This is a genomic window from Thalassospira sp. MIT121401, from assembly GCF_047125595.1.
In the GTDB taxonomy this organism is placed as follows: domain Bacteria; phylum Pseudomonadota; class Alphaproteobacteria; order Rhodospirillales; family Thalassospiraceae; genus Thalassospira; species Thalassospira povalilytica.
The window spans coordinates 845,791-871,634 of the sequence record NZ_CP138926.1 but is presented as its reverse complement, the minus strand read 5'-3'; the positions used below and the strand labels follow the sequence as shown (position 1 = coordinate 871,634).

The window sequence follows — 25,844 nt, the reverse complement described above, 5'->3', positions numbered from 1 at the left end:
TTAACTGCCAAATCCAAAATCATCGGCATCAAGGTCATCCGGATCATGAACCCCCATCAGGGTCACGGATGCATCATTGCCAAGTTCGATCACGACATTGCCGTCAACATCGACATGCATGTCGTTCTGGATCTGGTTGAAGTTGTTGTAGTTCCATTCCGACAGATCAATGATGTCTTCGCCCGGCGTAAAGTCGGTGATGATGTCATGGCCATCGGTCTTGCCGATTTCGAACGTATCCCAACCGGTCCCACCGGTCAGGGTATCATCCCCGGCACTGCCATACAGATGGTCATTGCCAGCCCCGCCAAGCAACAGGTCATCCCCGGCATTGGACCACAGGGTATCGTTGCCCGCACCACCATCAATCGTGACATTGCCATAGCTTTCAATATCGCTGGTCAGATCGACAATATCGTTGCCATCACCGGCTTCGATCACCTCGATACCGCTGATACGGACATTGGCACTGCCTTCGCTGACCGAATCACGCAAGAACAGGGCATCATCGCCACTTGTCATCTGAAGGGTATCGACACCCTCGCCACCGATGAAGACGTCGTTGGATTGGTTGTAACCACCCAGATTGACATATTCGCCAGTGCCTTCGTCGCCACCGTCATGATGTCCCCAACCATTGCCATTATGGTTGTTGTGGCCCCAGCCATTGTCGTGGTTATGACCATCCTCGCTTGGCGAGCCGTCATTCAGCGCGTACCAGCTGTTACCCCAGGTATCGTCTGCATTGTATTGCAGGACATCATCGCCCGCGCCGCCATTAAGGATATCAACCCCGTTGCCGCCACTGATGGTATCGGCACCCGAACCACCCCACAGGGTGTCATTGCCTTCGCCACCATTGATAACGTCATCACCAGCGTTGCTCCAGACGATATCATCGCCTGTGCCGCCCAGAATGGTGACATCGCCATAAGACAGCGTATCGCTGGTCAGATCGATAATGTCATCGCCGTTACCGGCATCAATGACTTCGACATTCGATATCCGCGGGCTGGTGCCCGGATCGGTAAAGGTATCATCCAGGAACAGCGCGTCATTGCCGCTGGTCATCGACAGGGTATCGGTCCCGTCACCACCGTCAAAGATATCTTCCGAACGGTTGTAACCCGAAAGATTGATCTGTTCGTTGGTGCCATCCATACCCGGATCGCCAACGTTTTTCGCAGCATAGCTGCCGCTCCAGGTCGCGTCTTTCTGATATTCGATGGTGTCATTGCCCGCACCCGCATCAATCAGATCCGAACCCGACCCGCCATTGATCGTATCGTTGCCGGCACCGCCCCAGATGGTGTCATCACCATCATCGCCACCAAGAACATCATTTCCGTCCAGACCCGAAAGCAGGTTCGATCCATCATCCCCGAACAGATAGTCGTTGAAGTTCGACCCGATCAGGTCTTCGATCGAAGACAGAATATCATTGCCAGCACCACCAACGGCCGTGCCACTTTCAAGACTTACAGCAACGGCTGAAGATGCATTGGCATAGCTTGCCGCGTCACGACCCGACCCGCCATTGAGTGTGTCATTGCCAGCACCGCCTTCAAGCGTGTCATTCCCGGATTCGCCATACAATTTGTCGTCGCCGTTGCCACCGCTCAGCGTGTCGTTGCCGTCACCGCCATACAGCTTGTCGTTATTTTCGCCGCCATCAAGCACGTCATCGCCAGCGCCACCTTTAAGGGTGTCGTCGCCGGTACCACCAAACAGGGTATCGTTGCCGGCATCGCCAAACAGCTTGTCCTGGCCCTGACCGCCCAGAAGCGTGTCATTGCCATCCCCGGCCGAAATGCTGTCATCGCCCGAACCGCCATCCAGCGTATCGTCGCCTGTACCACCGGTGATCTTGTCCTGACCGCTGCCACCTTCGACAAGGTCATTTCCGGCATCACCCGACAGGGTATCGTCGCCGTCACCGCCATACAGGCTGTCATTGCCTTCCATGCCAGACAGGGTGTCCTGCCCGTTCAGGCCATAAACCGTATCGTCACCGGCAAGGGCCGCAATCGTGTCATTGTTGCTGGTGCCATAAAGCACATCATCATACGGGGTCGGGCCGCTTGATGCTTCAACACCGACAAACATGTCCGCGGTAAGTGCCCCCATCGAAACACCGACCAGCGTCAGCGATCCCTGACCGTTCAGATCAATGACCGTGTTGCCGTTAACTTCGCTCATCAGCCCGCGCAGTTCGGTCCAGTCATCAACATCAAGCGATGCCAGGTTGATCTGGTCTTCCTGCGGGTTGAAGTCGGTAACAACCTTGTTGCCGGAATTATTGGAAACAAGAATCTGATCAGCACCGGTACCGCCGGTATAGGTGTCATCACCGGCACCGCCATCAAGCGTATCGTTGCCCGAACCACCAATCAGGGTATCTGTCCCGTCGGTTCCGGTCAGGGTGTCATTACCGGCACCACCGTCAAGCAGGTCATTGCCCGCACCGCCAGACAGAACGTCATCGCCATCCCCGCCGCGCAGGGTGTCATTGCCGTCACCGCCCAGAAGCGTGTCGTTCCCGGTACCGCCATCAATCGTATCGTCGCCGGCATCCCCGGACAGAAGGTCATTGCCCGCACCACCGGCAATGCTGTCATTATCGTCGCCGCCGGAAATGACGTCGTCGCCACCTTCGCCATCAAGGCTGTCATTACCGGCCGATCCGTAAATGGTGTCGGTTTCGTCGCCACCGGTGATGGTATCGTCGCCGTCCATGCCATCGATATGGTCATCGCCGCCGCCACCATCCATGACGTCGTTGCCGCTGCCACCGATAAGGGTATCGTTGCCCGCACCACCCGAGATCACGTCATGGCCTTCGTTGCCGTCAAGCGTGTCGTCACCGTCACCGCCCGAAACAACGTCATTACCACTGCCGCCGGTAATGGTGTCATCGCCGGTACCGCCCGAAAGGTTGTCATCACCTTCCATGCCGTTGATCGTGTCATCACCGGCACCGCCATCGACAACATCATTCCCGGCCAGTGCGTCGATGTAATCATCTTCGCTGGTGCCGATCAGAACATCGTCAAACGGCGTTGCGCCACCATCATTTTCAATGCCGACAAACATGTCCGAAGAAACATCATTCAGACGCACGCCAAGCAGCGTGACCGATCCCTGATCACCCAGATCGATAACCGTGTTGCCATTGACTTCCGACAGAAGCGGCGCCAGTTCCGACCAGGTGCTGATATCAAGGGCATCAAGAGAAATCTGGTCAACACTGGTGTTGAAATCGGTGACCACCTTGTCACCAATCAGGCTGCTGACCTGAATAAGGTCCGCACCCGAACCACCGGTCAGGGTGTCATTGCCTTCACCACCATCGAGGGTATCGTTGCCTTCGCCGCCAATCAGACGGTCCGTACCGGCACCACCATCAAGATAGTCGTCGCCTTTTTCACCATTCAAATAGTCATTGCCCTCGCCACCCGACAGGGTGTCCGAACCGTCACCGGTCCAGATGGTGTCATTGCCAAGACCGCCATCAATGGTGTCTTCGCTGACATCGGCTTCGACATTGTCAAACGTGTCATTGCCATCGCCCAGATCAACTTCGTTGTTCTGGCTGTTGCCATAAATGTAGTCGTCATGGGCCGACGCGATGACTTTTTCAAAGTTGGCAAGAATGTCACCGGCTGCATCGCCGCCAAAGGCACGACCGCCATCACCCGGGTTGCGGGCATTGGCATCGGTTTCGCCAAGATAAACCTCGACGCCCGCATCCGATCCTTCATAGCTGATCGTATCGCGGCCTTCGCCACCATCAAGGTAGTCGCCACCGGCACCGCCTTCGATGGTATCATCACCGGCCCCACCCAGAAGGGTGTTCGCGCCATCCGATCCGCTCAGAACATCATTGCCGCCCGAACCGATGACATTTTCGATGCTGCTGATTGCATCCGAACCGGTCGCATCCGAGCTTGCCGTACCGGCATCAAGATCAACCGTTGCGCCATTGGCCGCACCCATATCAAGGGTATCTTCACCCTCGCCGCCATCGATGCTGTCATCACCGGCTGCTGCGATCAGGCTGTCATTGCCTGCACCGGCATCGACAACGTCGTTGCCCGCACCATCATTGATGGTATCGGCGCCGTCGCCTGCCGCGATCGTATTCGCCGCGTCATTGCCCGTGATGGTGTCACCACCGGACGACCCGATGACGTTTTCGATATTGGCAAGGGTATCATTCCCGGTTTCGGCCGAGGATGCTGTACCCGCTGCCAGATCAATCGTCGCGCCGTTGCTGGTCGATGCATCGAATGTATCGGACCCGTCGCCACCGTCGATCGTGTCATCACCGGCACTGCCCGTTACGGTGTCGTCCCCTACACCGCCATAGACAACATCATTGCCCGCACCGTCATTGATCACGTCATTGCCGGCACCGCCAAGCACCGTATCGTTGCCCGAACTGGTCCACAGGGTATCGTCACCGTCACCACCATCAACGGTGACATCACCATATGCGTGGGTCTGGCTGGTCAGATCGACAACGTCATTGCCATCACCGGCATTGATGACTTCGACATCTTCAAGGCGCACGTCATCGGTAACCGGCGTTTCAATGACCGCTTCATAGGAAATCGACTGGACATAGAAATCGCTGCTGTCACTGCCAACCGTGCCATCGGCATACGGTTCGGCCTGGAACGCAATATAGCGGAAATCAACCGGTGCACCCGATGCGTCGGTGATCGAAATGGTCGCGCTTCCGACACCATTGGTGCCATAGGTTACCGTGCTGTCATCAAGAACGCCCGAACCGACAAGGTTTCCGTCGGCATCAAAGGCCTGCCAAGACGCTGTCTCGCCGCCATGTTCGTTGCCATAGAAGGCAGAGAGTTGAACATTCGCGCTGCGGGCATCATTGCCAAGATCAACAACAATCGCCTCGCTGTTGCCAGATGGCGCATCATGATTGATCTCGCTACCGGCAACCTGACCACCGCTATTGCCAAGACCAGCACCAAAGAACCCGACGGTGTCATCCGCAGCCGACAGATCAAGCTTGCCATTTTCATCAACAAGCGACGTTCCGAAATCAAAGGCATACAGATTTGCATCCGACCAGGCCGCTTCGACAGCCGATGCCGAACCGCTGCCCGACAGGCCAAGTGTTCTGGTTTCAAGCGTTGTGTCTGTTTCGCCCAGTTTGGCGCCATCAAGAACCAGCGCATCATCACCACCGGTCAGATTCAGCGTGTCATTGCCATCCCCGCCAACAAAGGTGTCGTCACTGATATTCTTGCCACTGATGTCGGCAACATCACCGGTGCCAGCAACGCCCGGGCTGCCGTCATGGGTGGTTTCCGAATTGGTCGCGGCAACATCGTCGGCATCGAATTCAAAGGTGTCATCACCCGATCCGCCATCAAGCGTATCGTCACCTTCGCCACCCGAAAGCGTGTCATTGCCATCGCCACCGGAAACGGTATCGTCGCCCGCGCCACCGATCAGGGTGTCATTGCCGCCATCACCGGCAATCGTGTCATCGCCAGCAAGACCGTCAATGCTGTCATCGCCGCCCGTGCCGCTCAGATTGTCGTCTTCCGGTGTGCCGATGTTGGACACACCTTCAAACTGATCCGGGCCAAGCTGATCAAGCGTCACACCCACCAGCGTCACGGTACCGCCCGCCGGCAAATTGATTACCGTGTTGCCATTGCCATCATCGGCCAGAAGCGCCTTAAGGTCAGTCCAGGCATCGATGCCAAGATCAGGCAATGAAATAACGTCTTCGCCGATATTGAAGTCACTGACGACATCGTCATCGGTGCCATTTTCAAAGATCAGCGTGTCGGCACCAGCACCGCCGGTGATGGTGTCATTGCCATCGCCTGCGGCGATCGTGTCGTTGCCCGCACCGGCATCAATCACGTTATCGCCCGACGATCCGGTAATCGTGTCATCACCGTCGCCGGTCGTCAGATTTTCAAAGCCGGAAATACTGTCATTGCCGGTCTCGGTCGAGCTTGCCGTACCCGCCGACAGATCAACTGTTGCACCGCTGGTGGCTTCAGACAGATCAAGCATGTCGGTGCCTGCACCACCCGACAGGGTGTCATCACCGGCACCGGCCATTACCGTATCGTTGCCAGCACCACCCGAAATCGTGTCATTGCCAGCACCACCGTCAAGGACATCATCCCCGCCATTGCCGGAAATCACGTTGTCGCCGTCAGAACCGGTAATGGTATCTGCACCGGCACCGCCAACTACATTTTCAAATCCGGAAATGCTGTCATTGCCGGTCTCGGTCGCGCTTGCCGTACCAGCCGAAAGATCGACCGTCGCACCACTGGTGGCTTCAGACAGATCAAGGGTATCGGTTCCGTCGCCACCGGCAAGGGTATCGTCGCCGGCCCCTGCAAGGACGGTATCGTCACCCGCACCACCATCGACAATGTCATTGCCCGCACCGGCATTGATCACATCATTGCCGTCGCCGCCCGACAGGGTGTCTTCGCCCGCACCACCGTCAAGGGTGTCGTTTCCGGCACCGCCTTCAAGAACGTCGTTGCCATCATTGCCAACAAGCGTGTCATTGCCAAGACCACCGACCAGGGTGTTATCCCCGTCCGATCCGGTCAGCGTGTCATTGCCGCTTGATCCGATCAGGTTTTCGATGCTTGAAAGCTTGTCGGTTTCGGTATTGCCGATCTGGGCGGTTCCCGTCGACAGGTCGGCATTCACCGCACCGGATGCGTTGCTATAATCAACGGTATCCGAACCTTCGCCACCTCGCAGGGTATCGTTGCCCGCACCACCGACCAGCGTGTCGTTGCCCGCACCACCGTCAAGGATGTTGGCTTTGTGATCGCCCTTGATGGTGTCGTCATGGTCCGAACCGGTAACGTTTTCGACCTGATAGATCGCGTCGTTACCCGCACCGCCGGTGGCCGTGTAATTGGCCAGATCGACATCAACACCGGATGTCGCATCGTCATAAATGACGGTATCGACATCGGCCCCGCCAACGATTGTGTCATCGCCTGCACCACCACGAAGTTCATCTTCGCCCGTGCCGCCAAGCAGGGTGTCATTGCCAACCCCGCCATTGATCACATCATCGCCGTAACCACCATCAAGGTAATCATCACCGGCACCACCATGGATATTGTCATCACCCAGTTCGCCGCGAATGGTATCGTCGCCCGCGTTACCCCAAAGGGTATCGGCACCCGAACCACCATTGATGGTCACATCGCCATAGGAAATCGTATCGCTGGTCAGATCGACCACATCGTTACCGTCACCGGCATTGATGACTTCAACCCCGTCAAGACGCGCCCCGTCAGCGGTTGTTTCATCAACAACCGTGTCATAGCTGATCGACCGGACAAAGAAGTCACTGCTGTCAGAACCGCTTGAACCGTTGGCATATGGTTCGCTTTCAAATGCCAGATAACGGAATTCGATCGGGTTGCCTGCACCGTCGGTCACACTGATGGTTGCCGTGCCAACACCGTTACTGGTGTAGTCGATCGTGCTGTCATCAAGCGTACCCGACGCAACAAGGTTGCCATCGGCATCAAAGGCCTGCCAGGAACCGACTTCGCCGCCACCTTCACCGGCCATCAGGTTGGAAACCTGAACCGTTGCGGTGGTTGCATCGGCACCAAGATCGACAACAATTGCTTCGCTTTCGCCGGTTGCCGCATCGTGGTTGATCTGGCTGCCTGCCGGGCTGCCACCATTATTGCCGATACCGTTGCCATCAAAGGTCACGGTATCATCCGCAGCACCAAGGTTCAGCTTGCCGTTCTCGTCGACAAAAGATGTCCCGAAATCATAGGCATACAGGTTGGCATCCGACCAGGCTGCCTGAACATCGGCCGCACTTGCCGAATTCGTCAGACCCAGAGTGCGGGTTTCAACGGTTGGCGTGGTGGTTTGACCATCGCCCAGTTTCGAACCGTCCAGAACCAGTGCATCACTGCCACCGGTCATGTTCAGGGTGTCGTTGCCGTCACCGCCAATGAACGTATCATCGGAAATGTTCTTGCCACTGACGCCGGCCAGATCGCCGGTGCCGTCAACACCCGGGCTTCCGGTATGTTCGGTCGTTTCGCCGGTGTCCGCAGTGCCATCCGCTTCGAAGTTCAGAACATCGTCGCCAGCACCGCCATCAAGGGTATCGTCGCCCGCACCACCGGTCAGGGTGTCGTTGCCATCGCCACCGGCAATGTCATCATTCCCGGTACCACCGGCCAGGGTGTCATTGCCCGAACCGCCGTCAATGTCGTCGTTTCCGGTTCCACCATCAATGGTGTCCGAACCATCATTGCCAAGAAGGGTATCGTCACCTGCGCCACCGGTTACGGTGTCATCACCGGCCAGCGCATCGATGGTGTCGTCACCATCGGTGCCTTCAAGAACGTCATCATATGGTGTCGCGCCATCGGTGATGTTGGTGAAGTCATCTGCGCTCAGTTCGCTCAGACCAACACCGACAAGGGTTACGGTCCCGCCAGACGGCAGGTTCAGCACCGCGTCGCCATTGCCATTTTCACTCAGCATCGGCACAAGGTCGGCCCAGCGTTCGATGCCAAGATCATCAATCGAAAGCTTGTCTTCGCCGCGGGTGAAATCGCTGACGACATCGTCATCCGTGCCATCGGCAAAGACAAAGGTATCGGCACCCGCACCACCCGAAACGGTGTCGTCACCGGCACCGCCATCAATGGTGTCATTGCCTGCACCGGCATGGATGACGTTATCACCGTTCGACCCGGTGATCTGATCATCACCGGCACCGGTGGTTACATTTTCGAAGTTCGAAATCTGGTCATTGCCGGTTTCCGACGAGCTTGCCGTTCCGGCACCCAGATCGACAACCGCATCACCGGACGCGTTCGACATATCAAGGGTGTCAACACCGTCGCCACCATCAAGGCTGTCATTTCCGGAACCGGCAACAACCGTATCGTCGCCCGCACCCGCCATGACAAGATCACTGCCGGCACCGTCGGAAATCACGTCATTTCCGGCACCCGCATCAATCAGGTCAATGCCATCGCCACCATCAATGGTGTCGGCACCGTCGCCGGTCGCAATCGTGTCATCGGATGCGCTGCCGGTTACCGTATCGTCGCCCGAACCGGTGATCAGGTTTTCAAAGCCCGAAACAACGTCCGATCCGGTTTCGCTGCTGTTGACGGTGCCATCATCAAGATTGACCGCGATATCCGCATCGACACCGGACATATCAAGGGTATCGGCACCATCACCACCGATCAGGGTATCATTACCGGCATCACCGACAACCGTGTCATCCCCCGCACCGGCATCAACGATATCATTGCCTGCACCGGCATTGATGTGGTCATTGCCGTCACCGCCACTGATGCTGTCATTGCCTTCGTTGGTCCAGACAGTGTCATTACCCGCACCGGCATCAACCGTCACATCACCATAGGAATGAACCTGGCTGGTCAGATCGACGACATCGTCACCGTCACCGGTATTGATAACTTCGACATCAACGATGGACGGATTTGCTGCACCATTTTCATGATCGCCATCAAGAATGATCGCGTCCCCGCCGCTGGTCCCCACCAGCGTATCGGTGCCCGCACCACCGTCATAAACATCATTGCTGACACCAAGACCTTCGAGATCGGCGACATCGCCGGTACCGTCGACACCCGGGCTTCCGGCATGGTCGGTGCTGTCACCGGCCTGTGCCGTGCCATCCGCGCCGAATTCAAGCACGTCATCGCCATCGCCACCGTCAAGGGTGTCGGTGCCGCTGCCACCTGTCAGGGTATCATTGCCCGATCCGCCTTCAAGCGTGTCGTCACCTTCGCCACCACCGAGCGTATCATTACCGCCGCCGCCGGAAATCGTGTCATCGCCGCCGCCGCCATTGAAGGTGTCATCACCATCGGTGCCACCAAGGCTGTCATTGCCTTCGGTCGGAACGTTATCGATGCCTTCGAAGTCGCCCGGACCAAGATCCTCGACCGCGACACCCGAAAGGGTGACCGTGCCACCGGACGGCAATGTAATCACTGCACCGTCGGGACCATTGGACAGCATGTCACGCAACTGGGTCCAGCTGGTCACACCGCTATCTGGCAGGGCGATCTGATCGGTTCCAACGGTAAAGTCGGTGACCAGATCATCATCCGTACCATCGGCAAAGACAAAGGTATCGGCACCCGCACCACCGGTCAGGGTGTCATCACCAACACCTGCATCCATCCGGTCATCGCCAGCACCACCGTCCAGAATGTCGTTTCCGGCACCACCCAGCAGGCTGTCATTCCCGGCACCGCCGTCGATCACGTCGTCACCGGCACCACCATCGACGGTATCGTCGCCGGCACCCGTTGCGATGGTGTTTGCGCCGTCGCTGCCTGTGATGGTGTCTGCACCGTCACTGCCAGTTACATTTTCAAAGCCGGAAATTGCGTCATTGCCGGTCGCACTCGAAGATGCACTACCCGCATCCAGATCAACCACCGCACCATCGGCACCGGTCATATCCAGGGTGTCAGTACCCTCACCACCGGCAAGCGTATCATCGCCTGCACCAGCCAGAACCGTATCGTCACCTGCACCAGCGATGACGGTGTCGTTACCTGCACCACCATCAAGGGTGTCATGGCCTGCACCGCCATCAATTTCGTTGGCGGCATCCGAACCGGTGATGATGTCATCACCAGACGAACCGGTCACATTTTCGATGTTCGAAACGATGTCTGATCCAAATGCACCGGACTGTGCCGTCCCGGCATCCAGATCAACATTCACACCATCGGCATCCGACAGATCCAGAAGATCAATGCCGTCGCCACCGTCAATGGTGTCGTTGCCTTGGCTGCCTTCGATGGTGTCATTGCCCGCACCGGCATTGACGATATCGTTGCCCGCACCGTCATGAATGACGTCATCACCGTCACCGGCATTGATTTCATCATTGCCCGCACTGGTCCAGACCGTGTCATTGCCAGTCCCGGCATTGACGGTTACATCACCATATCCATCGGTCTGGCTGGTCAGATCGACAACATCGTCGCCCGCGCCCGTATCAATCACTTCGATACCGCTGATTGACGGGGTATTCGAACCATCGACGTGATCGTTATCAAGAATGATGGCATCCGCACCGGACGTCCCCAACAGGGTATCGGTACCAGATCCACCTTCGAACTGATCGTCGCTCAGACCAAGACCTTCGAGGTCGGCAACATCCCCGGTGCCATCCACACCCGGGCTGCCGGCGTGGTCCGTGCTGTCGCCAGCCTGACCGGTACGATCGGCTTCGAACTGAAGAACATCGTCACCGTCGCCACCATCAAGGGTGTCGGTTCCGCTGCCACCGCTCAGGGTGTCGTTGCCGCCACCGCCTGCAACCGTGTCATCGCCCGCGCCGCCGCCGACAGAATCATCCCCATCGCCGCCATCAACGGAATCGTTGCCATCACCGCCATCGACCGTATCACTGCCGCCGCCGCCCTGAAGGGTGTCATCCCCGCCGCCACCATCAACGGTATCATCACCGTCACCGGCATCGACCGTGTCATCACCTTCGCCGCCACCAAGTGTATCTTCACCCGGCGTGCCGACATTTTCGATGCCGTCAAAGTGGTTCGGTGTCAGATCGGCAACCGAAATCCCCGACAGGGTAACCGTGCCACCGGACGGAAGCGTGATCACCGCGCCATCCGGTCCATCTGACAGAAGCGGCTGCAAGTCGGTCCAGGTCGAAACACCGGCATCCGGCAGCGAAATCACATCGCCATTCAGATCAAAGTCACTGACAAGATCGGCATCACTGCCATCTTCAAAGACAAAGGTATCCGCCCCGGCACCGCCCGACAGCGTATCGTTGCCGTCGCCCGCGACAAGCGTGTCATTGCCAGCACCACCCGACAGGATGTCGTCGCCAGCACCGCCATCGATCACATCGTCGCCGGCACCACCATCAATGACGTTGGTATCATCCGAACCGGTAATGGTATCGGTATCATCCGATCCCGTGACATTTTCAAAGTTGGCAATCGTGTCAGAACCGGTATTGGCCCCACTTGCCGTACCTGCGCCCAGATCAACCGTAACACCACCGGTCGTTCCGGACAGATCAAGGGTATCGATACCCGCGCCACCATCGAGATCATCATTCCCGGCATCCAGCGTCACACTATCGTTGCCTGCACCGGCATCAATCGTGTTGTCGCCGTCCGACCCGGTAATGGTGTCATCACCATCGGTCGCAATGACGTTTTCAAATCCGTCGATGCTGTCGCTGCCGGTTTCATCGCTGCTTGCTGTGCCCGCAGCAAGGTCAATTGTCGCGCCATCTGCGCCGGACATATCAAGGGTGTCAGAACCGTCGCCACCGATCAGGACATCGTCCCCGGCACCGGCCACGATCGTGTCATTTCCGGCGCCACCGTCGATGGTGTCGGTCCCTTCGCCGCCATCAATGATGTCGTCATCGGCACCGCCATCGATAACGTCGTTACCCGCACCACCGTGGATGTTATCGGCACCTTCGCCACCGGCGATGACGTCATTGCCATCATTGGACCAGATGGTGTCGTCACCTGCGCCACCATCAATGGTCACATCGCCATAGGAATGGGTTTCGCTCGTCAGATCGACAACGTCGTTGCCATCACCGGCATCGATGTTTTCAATATCGACAATTGCCGGGTTCGCCGATCCGCCACCGGCGTGATCACGGTCGAGGATAATCGCATCGTCACCGGAACCGGCAACCAGGGTGTCATTGCCTGCCCCACCGACAAAGCTGTCATCGGAAATGTTCTTGCCGGAAATATCGGCAACGTCACCGGTGCCATCCGTGGTCGGGCTGCCGACATGATCGGTGGTTTCACCGTCCGCACCAATGCGATCACCTTCGAACGACAGAACGTCATCACCCGCGCCGCCATCGACAAGGTCCGCACCCTCGCCACCGGCAAGCGTGTCATTGCCTGCACCGCCACTCAGGGTGTCATCACCGGCACCGCCATCCAGAATGTTGTCGCCGCTCGATCCGGTAAGGGTGTCATTGCCCGAACCACCGGTCGCACCTTCGATACCGTCAAGGGTATCGGTGCCATCGGTCGCAATGCCGGTACCGGTTTCAAGATCGACCGCAACACCGTCAGTATCGTTGGAATAATCAACGATGTCGGCACCGTCGCCACCGATCAGCGTGTCATTGCCCGCACCACCCGAAAGCGTGTCGTCACCGGCACCGCCATCAATGACGTTATCGGCATCATTGCCGGCAAGCGTATCGTCATGGTCCGACCCGATCAGGGTTTCGAAACCGTCAATGACGTCATTGCCTGCACCACCGGTTGCGGTTCCGGCATCGAGATCGACATTTACACCGCCTTGGGCATCTTCATAGGACAGGACATCGTCGCCGTCGCCACCGATCAGGGTGTCATCACCGCCATTGCCATAAACGGTGTCATTGCCTGCACCACCGTCAAGGATGTTGTCATTGTCATCACCAACAAGAACATCATCACCGGCGCCACCGGTAACGTTTTCGATGCTTTCAAGGGTGTCGTTGCCTGCTTCGCCGGTCGCGGTCCCCGCGCTCAGATCAACAGTCACACCTTCGGTCGTGTCGGAATAATCGGCCGTGTCGCTGCCATCGCCGCCGCGCAGGGTATCATTGCCTGCGCCACCAATCAGCGTGTCATTGCCTTCATTGCCGTAAATGTCATCATTGCCGGCCTGGCCATCGACGATATCGTCGCTTTCAAGAGCGTGGATTTCATCGCTGATCTGGCTGCCGGTGATGTTGTCTTCGAATTCGGTGCCATAAATGACGTCATAGCCAAAGAAGTTCTTTGGCGACAGGTCATCAACCGACACGCCTTCGAGCGTGATGCTGTCCCCATCATCAAGTGTGATGACCGCATTGCCATTTTCGTCATCGGCCATCTGGTCACGCAAGGTCGCGTAATCTTCGATGCCATAGGATGACAGATCGATCATGTCTTCATCGACATTGAAATCGGTTGCGGTGTCATGGCCGCCACCCGGCTTCAGAACGATCATGTCTTCGCCGTCACCGGTAATGATGACGTCATCGCCCGCGCCACCAAACAGGGTGTCGTTGCCCGATCCGCCATCAAGGGTGTTGATGCCGTCGCTACCGACCAGCGTATCGGCATAATCGGTACCGATCACGCGTTCGAAGTTGCGCACGATGTCATCACCGGCCGCACCGGTCGCATATTCCTTGATCAGGTCAACCGTGACGCCGCCATCGACATTGGAATAGTCGACCGTATCAAGATCGCCATCGCCACCATCCAGGATATCATCCCCGGCATCGCCATAGACCCAGTCATCACCGCTGCCGCCTTCGACAATGTCATCGCCGTCGCCGCCGCTCAGCGTATCGTCGCCTGCTTCACCCAGAAGGATGTCGCCACCGGCACCGCCTTCGATGGTGTCATTGCCGTCACCGCCGCTGATTTCATCGGCACCGTCACCGGCATCGATCACGTCATCCCCGGCACCACCATCCACCGCGTCGGCACCCGCGCCCGACGAAATGGTGTTGTTCGCGGCATCACCACGGATTTCATCATTGAAGTCCGAACCGACGACATTTTCGACATCGTTCAGGCGGTCTGTGCCCTGACCGGTTGCAGTACCGGCATCCAGATCGACATCAACGCTTTGGGTTGCGGTGCTGTAATCAACGGTATCGGACCCTTCGCCGCCATCAATGACGTCATCACCGGTCCCGCCGACAAGGGTATCATCCCCGTCCAGACCAGACAGCGTGTTGTTCTGATCATTACCGATCAGTGTATCATCATGCAGCGTGCCGGTAACATTCTCGATCCCGTCAAGAACGTCGTCGCCGTCACCGCCGGTAACCGTGCCGTTTTCAAGATCGGCGACAATGCCGGCACCTTCGGTCGAATAATCAACCGTATCGCTGCCTTCGCCACCGACCAGCACGTCCGAACCCGAACCGCCAACCAGCGTATCGTTACCTGTCCCGCCATCAAGGGTGTCGTTGCCGGAACCACCGATCAGGCGGTCATTGCCAATGCCGCCTTCGACGGTATCATCGCCGCCCAGCGCATTGATGATGTCATCGCCGTCCCCGCCGATCATTTCATCAGCATCGTCGGTGCCCAAACGGACATCGACACCAATGAAGTTGTCTGCACTAAGCTGGGCTGCCGACACGCCTTTAAGCGTGATGGTATCGCCGCTTTCAAGATTGATGGTCAGATCGCCATTGGCATTGGTGCCAAACATTTCCTCAAGCGCGTCATAACCGGCAATGTTGAAACTGGTCAGATCGATCTGGTCGGCACCGACATTGAAGTCCGTGATGGTGTCATTGCCGTCACCCGGATTGAAGATGACCTGATCGGCGCCGCCACCAAGGCTCAGCGTGTCATTACCGGCGCCGGCATCAAAGGTGTCATTGCCTGCGCCACCGATAAAGGTGTCGCTTTGACCGCCGCCGATAAAGGTATCGTTGAATTCCGAACCGCGGACCACTTCGATCCCGTCAAGGGTATCAGTACCGCTTGATGTGCCGCTGACAGTATTGTTGCTGGTGTCAACGGTGACGGCGGATTCTGAATCGATATAGCTTGCGGTATCAACGCCATCGCCACCGATCAGGACATCATCACCTTCGCCGCCGCGCAGGGTATCGTTGCCTGCACCACCATCAAGGGTGTCATTTCCGCTTCCGGCCGAAATGGTGTCGTTCCCGGCTCCGCCTTCAACAAGGTCATCCCCCGTGCCAGACGAAATGACATCATTGCCATCACCGCCCAGAACGGTATCGGCACCCGCACCACTATTGATGGTGTCATTACCTGAACCGCCATCAATAATGTCTTCGCCGTCACCGGTGCTGATGGTATCGGCACCCGCACCGCCATTGACGGTATTGTCGCCATTGCCGGCATCGATCACGTTGCCGTTGCCATCGCCGGTGATCAGGTCATCGCCGTCACCGGTCGTGACATTTTCAATATTTCTGAAGCTGTCGGTATCCGTGCCATCCGTCGCGGTCCCAGTGGTGAAATCAACGGTCTGGTCACCATCAATATCCGACAGATCCAGGGTATCAATACCGGTGCCGCCATCAAGGGTGTCACTGCCTTCACCACCGCGCAGGGTATCATTCCCCGCCCCGCCGGACAGAACATCATCACCGCCACGACCATCAAGAACGTCGTTGCCCTGTCCACCTTTCAGGGTATTACGACCTGCATCGCCCCGAAGGGTGTCATCACCAAGCGAACCGGTAATATTTTCAAAGTTGGAGATAATGTCGCCGGTGCTTGTCACACCGGTTTGCAAGTCAACAGATACGCCAGATTCACCTGCAAACGATACGGTATCCTCGCCCGCGCCGCCGTCAAGCGTGTCACGGCCGGATCCACCCGAAATCGTATCGTCGCCATCTTCACCAGACAGCACATCATTGCCAGCACCGCCGGTGATCGTATCATTCCCGTCGCCTGCCAGAACTGTATCGTCGCCGGCACCGCCGGTAATCACATCGTCGTGGTCGGATGCGATAACCTGTTCAATGCCGCTAAAACTATCTGTCCCGGTATCGGCACCGGTCGCGATATTTGTCTGCAAATTGATATCCAGACCCGAACCGGCATCCGAATAATCAAGCGTATCGGCACCTTCACCACCGAAATAGGTGTCATCACCAAGTTCACCGACAAAGCTGTCATCACCTGCACCACCGCGCAGGGTGTCGTTGCCAGCGCCACCAGTCAGAAGATCATTACCCGCACCGCCGTCAATAACGTTGGCGGCATCGTCCCCGGTAATGGTATCCCCGTATTCGGTCCCGACGACATTCTCGAACCCGGAAATGGTGTCATCGCCATCCGCGCCGCTTGCCGTACCAGCCGCAAGCTCAATGGTCTGTGCACCCGTTGCATCGGAATAATCGAGTGTATCCGTACCCTGACCACCAGCAAGGGTATCATTCCCCTCACCACCCGCGATCAGATCGTCTCCGGCACCGCCATCAATGGTATCGTCGCCAGCCCCGCCCACCAGAGTATTGGTGTCAGCCGATCCGGTAATGCTGTCATTGGCATCCGAACCAATAACATTCTCGATGTTGCTCAGACTGTCGGTGCCGTCGGCCTTGTCAGCCGTCCCCGCACCAAGATCAACATCCACACTGGTCTGACTGCCACTGTAGTCAACGGTGTCGATACCGGCTCCGCCGTCAATCACATCATCGCCGGCACTGACATTGAAGGTATCCTGGCCACCGCCACCAAGCAGGGTGTTATCCGCATCAGATCCGGTAATGACATCGTTAAAGCCGCTACCGACGACATTTTCAACATTCAGGACGGTGTCACCGGTATTCTCGTCGGTTTCGCCAGTCCCGAGATTGATCTCGATACCTTGCTGTTCATCTGCATAATCAACGGTGTCGACACCTTCGCCACCATCAATCAGGTCATTGCCCCTGCCACCGACAAGGGTGTCGTTGCCAGCCCCGCCAAGCAGGGTATCATCGCCATTGCCGCCCGACAGAATGTCGTCGCCGCCTTCACCGGACAGAATATTGTCGAGCTCGTTACCACTGATCGTATCGTTGTAATCCGATCCCGTCAGGTTCTCGATATTTTCAAGCTGATCGGTGCCAAGACCGGTTACCCGACCGGCCTCAAGGTCAGCCGTGATGCCACCGGTTGCATTGCGATAATCGACAGTGTCCGATCCCGCACCACCGCGCAGCACGTCATCGCCGCCCGTTGCAACAATGGTGTCGTTGCCAGCCCCGGCATTGATGCTGTTATCGCCGCTATCACCTTCGAGCATATCGGCATGGCCGGAACCGACAATGTTTTCGATCCCTGAAAGGGTGTCTTCGCCTGCTGCACCGCTTGCGGTCTGATCTTCAAGATTGACCGTCACCCCGCCGTCTGCATTGGCATAGCTGACCGTGTCGCGCCCGTCACCGCCAACCAGCGTGTCGTTACCATCCAGTCCTTCAAGGACGTCGTCGCCTTCGCCACCGACAAGAATATTGTCTGCACCAGATCCGGTCAGGTGGTCATTGCCCGCACCGGAAACGATGTTTTCGATATTGCGAAGCGTGTCATTCCCGCCATCTGTCGTGGCCGTCCCGGCGTTCAGGTCGACAGTAACCTGTTCGGTTTCGTCGCTGTAATCAGCAGTGTCGACACCATCGCCGCCATCAAGGACGTCATCTCCGTCCCCGCCAACCAGCGTATCATCACCGTCGCCGCCATAGATGCTGTCATCATCTTCAAGACCATAGATGATGTCATTACCGTCAAGCCCCGACATCGTATCCTGGCCGTCGGTACCATACATTGTGTCGTCGCCGGTGCTGCCGACAATGTCACGTACCCCGATAAAGTTGTCGGCTGAAATGTCATCCAGACCGACCCCTTCAAGGATCATCGACGTACCTTCACCGAAATCGATGACAAGGTCACCGTTTTCGTTCTCCGACATCAGTTCGAACAACTGGCCATAGGTATCTATACCTAGGCCGGTAATATCGATCTGATCTTCACCAACAGCGAAATCGGTTACTGTATCGGTTCCGTCATTCGGACCAACAACATAGACATCAGCACCAGCACCACCGATCAGGGTGTCATCGCCCGCCCCACCGGTGATGGTATCTGCCCCGCCACCGGCTTTGATAATGTTGGCACCATCATCACCCGTAATCGTGTCGGCCTGGTTCGAACCGATGACATTTTCTACGCCGCTGAGACGATCCGTTCCATCTGCACCGGTTGCGATACCTTCTGACAAGTCAATATTAACAGCGCCACCGGTTTCATAACTGACCGTATCAACGCCTTCACCGCCTTCAATCGTGTCATTCCCGACACCACCAATCAGAAGATCGTCACCAGCCCCGCCGTCAAGCACATCATCACCGAGGCCGCCGGCAAGCGTGTTGGCACCATCATCGCCGACAAGCGTGTCGTCGTGATCGGAACCAGTAACATTTTCGATGGTTGCAAGGGTATCATTCCCGGACGCACCGCTGGCTGTGCCCGCGGCCAGATCGACAGTAACCCCACCATCGGCGGAACTGTAGTCGGCAAGGTCAACGCCCTCGCCACCGACCAGTGCATCGTCGCCCGCACCGCCAACCAGCTTGTCATTTCCGGTGCCGCCCAGAATGACGTCATCACCTGCACCGCCCGAAATCGTATCATCACCAGCCCCACCGAAAAGGGTGTTGGCACCGTCATCCCCTGAGATCACATCTTTGAGGTTTGAACCGCTGACATTTTCAATGCTGACAAGAGTGTCTTCACCATTAACACCGCCAGTGCCCGCAGCCAGATCGACTGTTATGCCACCGCTACCTTTGTAATCGGCGGTGTCTTCGCCATCGCCACCATCAATGATGTCATTGCCCTGACCGCCGGAAATCGTGTCATCACCACTGTTTCCGTATATTGTGTCGTCTCCGGCGCCGCCACTGATCGTGTCGTTTCCATCAAGGCCGTCAATGATTTCTTCGGCGGATGTACCCTCAAGCACATCATCACCGTCGGTGGCACCAAGGCTGTCGATATCGACAAAATTATCCGCACTCAGCTCGTCCGGGGAAACGCCGGTCAGTGTCATTGTTCGACCATTAATCGAAATGACCGAGTCACCATTGTCGTTGCTGGTGATCAGCTTCTTGAGTGCTTCGAAATTCGGAATGCCGAAATCACTTAGATCAATTTGATCTTCGGCGGGGTCAAAATCGGTCACCACCACGTCGTCGCTGATATTGCTCAGGACGAAAGTATCTGCCCCGTCGCCGCCCGATATCACATCCTGCCCGGCACCGGAATTGATGGTGTCATCACCGGCACCACCGATAATCGTGTTATCAACAGACGACCCGGTTAAAATGTCGTCATAATCGGATCCGATAAGGTTTTCGATTTCGACAAGTTTGTCTTCACCGTCTGCACCGGTTGCGGTCCCAGCCGCAAGGTTAACGTTTACGCCACCCGTTGCATCCTCGTAGGTAACGGTATCAAAGCCAGCTTCACCATTGAGGATATCATTGCCTGCACCACCGGCAAGCGTATCCGCACCGGCACCACCAATCAGTTCATCGTCACCGCCGCGCCCCTCAAGCACATCGTTCCCAAGGCCACCCTTCAGGATATTGGCATTGTCATCGCCCGATATGTTGTCGTTATATGAGGACCCGGTGACATTTTCGAAATTCGATATCGTATCGCTGTCACTGCCCGACACGGCCTGATTGGTCTCAAGATCGACACTGACCCCTGATGACTGGCCTTGGTAGACAAGCGTATCAACGCCGTCGCCACCGTCCAGAACATCACTGCCCGATCCACCATTGATGGTGTCATTTCCATCACCGCCGGTAATGGTATCGGAACCCTTGCCGCCAGATATCAGATCATTGCCCGATCCGCCGTCAATGATGTCATTACCGTCACCACCGGTAACAGTATCGTCACCAGCCTTTGCCGTAATGACGTCGCTGCGACTTGTACCGTCCAGAATGTCTTTCTGATCCGTGCCTTCCAGCGACCGGATACCCCGGAAGTTTGCATATGTCAGGCTATCGGGATCAACACCTTCAAGGGTAATTACCGCATCACCAACCGTGATCGTCGCATTACCAGCAGCATCCTGGCCGATGAAATCGGTGATGTCCGAGAACAGTTCAAGACCATCAATGCCTTGAATATCGATGACGTCCACCGCCGGATTGAAGTCAGTGACGACGTCGTTTCCGCTTTCAGGGGATACAACAAAAGTATCAGCGCCTGAACCGCCTGTCAGGGTATCGTCACCACCGCGCCCATCGATGGTGTCATTACCCGCACCGCCGATGAAAACATCATTGCCGCTGCTACCCAACATGGTGTCAGCGCCAGCGGAGCCCTCTATTTCCTCAAAGCCGGAAATCTGGTCGACAAAGTTGCGCCCGGTAACCGTGCCAGCCTCAAGATCAACTGAAACACCAGATGCAAGGGTACTGTCCACGCCAGAATTGTAGCTCAGGGTGTCTGTGCCATCGCCACCGATCAGGGTGTCGATGCCACCACTTCCATAAACGGTATCATCACCGGCACCGGTATCGATAATGTTGCCCTGACTGTTCCCGACAACAACGTCATCACCAGCACCTGTGACAACATTTTCGATGTCGGACAAACTGTCGGTGCCATCCCCTTGGGCAACGCCGTTTACAAGATCGACCTGAACACCACTTGCGACATCTGAATAGTCAACAGTGTCAATTCCGTCTCCACCCAGCAGGGTGTCATTGCCACCGCCACCGGCAAGGGTGTCATCACCAGCCAGACCGGAAAGAACGTTGTCACCATCATCGCCGGTAATAATGTCATCATTGCCGGTGCCGACCACGTTCTCGAAATTCGAGATTTGAGACGTACCGGAATTGGTAACCGCAACACCGGTCTCCAGATTGACATTCAGCCCGCTTTCGCTGCCAAAGCCAATGGTGTCGGTTCCTTCGCCGCCATCAAGGGTGTCGTTGCCACCAACACCACGGACAAGATCGTCACCTGCGCCGGTGGAAATGAAGTTGTCATCCCCGCTACCAATGACCGTATCGTTGCCCGCACCTGTGATGATGTTTTCAATGCCCGAAATGCTGTCGCTTTCGCCAGTTTCGGAATCGCGTGCGGTCCCCGTATTCAGACGCACATCTTGCGCGGTGTCACGCGCACTGAGATCAAGCGTATCTGATCCGTCACCACCGATGATGGTGTCATTGCCGTCTTCACCGACAAACAGATCATCACCCGCGCCACCATCAAGGGTGTCATTCCCGCCACGGCCGACGATCGTGTCATTGCCAGCCCCGCCGGCAAGAACGTTTACGCCACCATCGCCGTAAATTTCGTCGTCATGGTTTGAACCGGTGACGTTTTCGATACGATCAAGAAGATCGTCCCCGTCCGCACCGCTTGCGGTACCGGCTTCAAGATCGACGCGAACACTGCCATTCGCACCGGAATAATCGACGGTGTCGATGCCTTCCTGCCCGCGCAGCGTATCATTGCCCGCACCGCCCGAAACGGTGTCATTGCCAAAGCCGCCGGAAATGACGTCGTCGCCGTCGCCACCGCCAAGCGTGTCATTGCCCCCGTAACCGTAAACAGCATCATTGCCGCCGGTTCCGAATTCGATGTCATCATCTTCGGTTTCAAAGATACGACCGAAACCGCGGAAATCATCGGCAACAAGGCTGTCGCTGCTTACCCCTTCAAGGGTAAGAACGCCCTGTTCACCGAAATCGATGACGGTATTGCCGTTGCCATCGTCCGACATCATGGTTTGCAGGGTCGCGAAATCCTGAATGCCCAGACGCGACAGATCGATGATATCTTCAGAACCGTTGAAATCGGTGATGGTGTCACTGCCGAAATTCTCGGTCAGTTCGAAGTCATCCTTGCCCGCACCACCGCTCAGCGTGTCATCACCTGCTCCGCCGGTCAGGGTATCGATGCCCGCACCGCCTTCAAGAACGTTGTTGCCGTCGTCACCCTTGATGTGGTCGTCGAAATCCGACCCGACGACATTTTCAACCATCTGGACAACGTCATTGCCCGCCGCACCAGTCGCCGTTTCATTGGAAAGATCGACCGTCACCGCGCCGGTTGCATCGCTGTAATCGACGGTATCGGTGCCGCTGCCACCCTGGATGTGATCATCCCCGGCGCCACCGGAAAGGGTATCATCCCCCGATCCACCGGCCATAACGTCGTTACCGGCCCCACCGATCAGCTGATCGTTGCCCGATCCCCCTTGCAGGACATCGTCGCCCGTACCGCCATCAAGACTGTCATTACCTTCGCCGCCCTGAAGAATGTCGTTCCCGGCTTCACCGCTCAGGACGTCATCACCGGCCGCCCCCTGCAAAAGGTCATCGCCGGTACCGCCCACAAGGGTATCGTCGCCACCATTGCCCTGAAGGGTGTCATTGCCCGCACCGCCGCCAAACACGTCTGCATCTTCGCCGCCCTGCATCAGGTCATCACCTGCGGTCGGGACGTTATCAAACGAAATTGCCGTGCTGTCGCCATCGCCAGCATCGCCAGAGGCCGGAGCATCCCCGTCGCCATCGGTGGTTTCTTCACTGGTTTCGTCACCGGTACCGGTATCGCCGGTCTGCTCGGTTTCGTCGCCAGAGGACGCAGTATCTTCGTTGGTTTCGGTATTGGGATCGGCTTCGTTCGATCCGGTTGTTTCTTCGCCCTCGGCAGCACCTTCGGTTGCACCATCAGTTGGTGCACCTGCTTCGGCATCGCTGGTCGCATCACCACCAGCGCCCGCACCAGCCTGCGCGCCCGGGGTCGTGTTGTCTTCCTGGGTGGTGGTGCCATCACCTGCACCCGCATCCCCCAGCGGATCGGAACCGTCACCACCGGCAACAGGATCTGTTCCATCCTGCGCACCGGTTTGCAGCGCACCCTCAGACCCTTCGCCACCTTCGAGGCCGGTATCACCGGTATCAACAGTGCCGCCGGCATTGTCGTCAGCACCGCCGAGCGTGTCCGAACCATCGGCACCATCAGCACCATCAGAGCCGCCAGTACCATCGGTGCTATCGGATCCATCCGAACCGCTACCGGCTTCAGTTTGCGTACCGCTGCCTTCCGCGCCCGATGTTTCATCACCGGCACCGGTTTGTGGCTCCGAACCGCTTTCGGCCCCGGAATCACCAGAAGGCTGATCTGCCCCGGTATCCGTACCGGCATCTGCACCCGCATCACTGCCGGTGTCAGCAGAACCGCTATCGCCAGATGTGCTGTCGCCAGCAACTGATCCACTGTCACCCGATGCGGTCTCGCCCGAACCCGCATCGCTACCCGCGCCGTCATTGACTGCATCGCCACCGGCTGTATCACCACCGTCGGAACCGGCTGTTTCATCCGTAACGGAACCGCTATTTACGCCATCAGAACCACTTGACGCAGTTTCGTCTGCACCACCGGCTGATGCACCGGAATCAGAAGATCCGCCATCTGATGAACCACCGTCCGAAGAACTGCCATCCCCGGTCGCATCATTCGAACCGGATCCGGTTTCGGCGGGTGTATCACCATCGCCGCCCGATGCCGCATTCGTACCGTCATCTGCACCGGAACCTGTTGAACCGCCTGTTTCACCAGTTTCTGCACCACCGGTTTCACCAGATGCATCAGAACCGCCGGACGTTCCGGCATCCGCGCCGGATTCCGTGCCAGAATCTGAACCAGAATCCGCACCACTGCCCTCTGCCCCGGCAGAAGTGCCGTCGCCGCCAGTGCTGTCTGTACTGTCACCGGAATTCGTTGCGTCGGTCTGATCGGACGTCGTGTCATCCGATCCGCCACCGGAACCTGCATCGGAACTCGTATCGGAACTGGCATCGCTGCTGCCTGCGCCGGACTCCACCGGGTCCGCGCCGTCCGATCCACTGGCATCATCGCTTGCGGAATCGCCACCTGTCGTATCGCCGCTTGTATCGGTTTCAGATGAATTGCCCGTATCCGTGCTACCCTCGCCGGACGCGCCCGCATCACCGGCATCACCGGCATCCGGATCAGTTGCACCTGCATCGCCTGATGCAGAGTCACCCGTACCGGCTTCAGACGCACCGGACTCAGACGTGCTGTCGCCGCCGGTCGAACCGCCGGTATCGCCAGAAGCAGAATTTTCCGACGTCTCATCGACGTCATTGCCTTGCGCAGCACCCGAACCAAGGTCAACGCGAACGCCCTGCTCGGAACTGCTGTAATCAAGGGTGTTCTCGCCCGTACCGCCGTCAATGACATCGCTGCCGTCACTGACCTTGAACGTGTCATCGCCAGCACCGCCGACAAGCGTGTTGTCACCGGAATCACCGGCAAGCACATCATTGCCCGACGTGCCGCGGATATTTTCAAAATTGCTGAACGAAACACGGTTGGCACCAAGATCATCGGTCGCCAGCCCCTCGCCGAGATCGGCCCGCATGCCATCAGCAGCACCATCAAGCGACAAGGTGTCTTCACCCGCGCCACCGTCGATAGTATCCGCCCCACCGCCCGACGAAATCATGTCATCGCCGTCAGACCCGGCAATTGTGTCATCGCCCGAAGTACCGTCGATGACATTGGCCGTCTCGTCGGTTGCCGCATAGCCACCGGCATCGGAACTGTCATCGGAAACCACGGTTACCGGGGAAATTTGCGGCGCTTCGACAATGGTTGCACTGGCAAGCTGCGCCTTGGTCACCCCTTGCAGCACCAGAACATCGCCGGTAGCAAAGGTCACAACCACATTGCCCGCACCATCATCGGCCGCCAGCAACATCAGGTCGTTGATACTGTCGACGCCAAGATCGGTAAAGGCCAGCTCGTCTTCGTCGACATTGAAGTCGGTGATGGTGGTTTTCTCGAACCCGCTTTCAAGCACAAAGGTATCACGCCCGGCACCACCGGTTACGACATCCTCACCCTCGCCCGATTCGAGGATATCGTCGCCTTCGCCGCCGATCAGCGTGTTGTTTGCACCATCCCCAACCAGAACATCGTCATAGGCGCTGCCGATGACGTGCTGAACATTGGTGAAAACCTGATTGGCCAAGGCCGGGGAATTGCCGCCGCCCTGCGCGCTGGTTCCGGAATCGGAATTCGCCGCAGCAGAATCATCTTCTGCGCGGTTATCAAGAACCTGTTCAATATCGGTGTCGGTAACACCAACACCATCATCTTGATTGGCGGGCGAGGCCACGAGAGTTACTCCCTACTTGGGAATTATATTTACCTGATTCGAAAGCAGCG

General features: G+C 57.3%; 1 protein-coding gene. It reads right to left on the bottom strand.

Features of this window, described 5'->3' with window-relative positions:
* Complete coding sequence (locus SIB88_RS03895; protein ID WP_412559383.1) at positions 1 to 25,794, bottom strand: M10 family metallopeptidase C-terminal domain-containing protein; 25,794 nt, start codon at positions 25,792 to 25,794, stop codon at positions 1 to 3.
* Positions 25,795 to 25,844 lie beyond the last annotated feature (50 nt).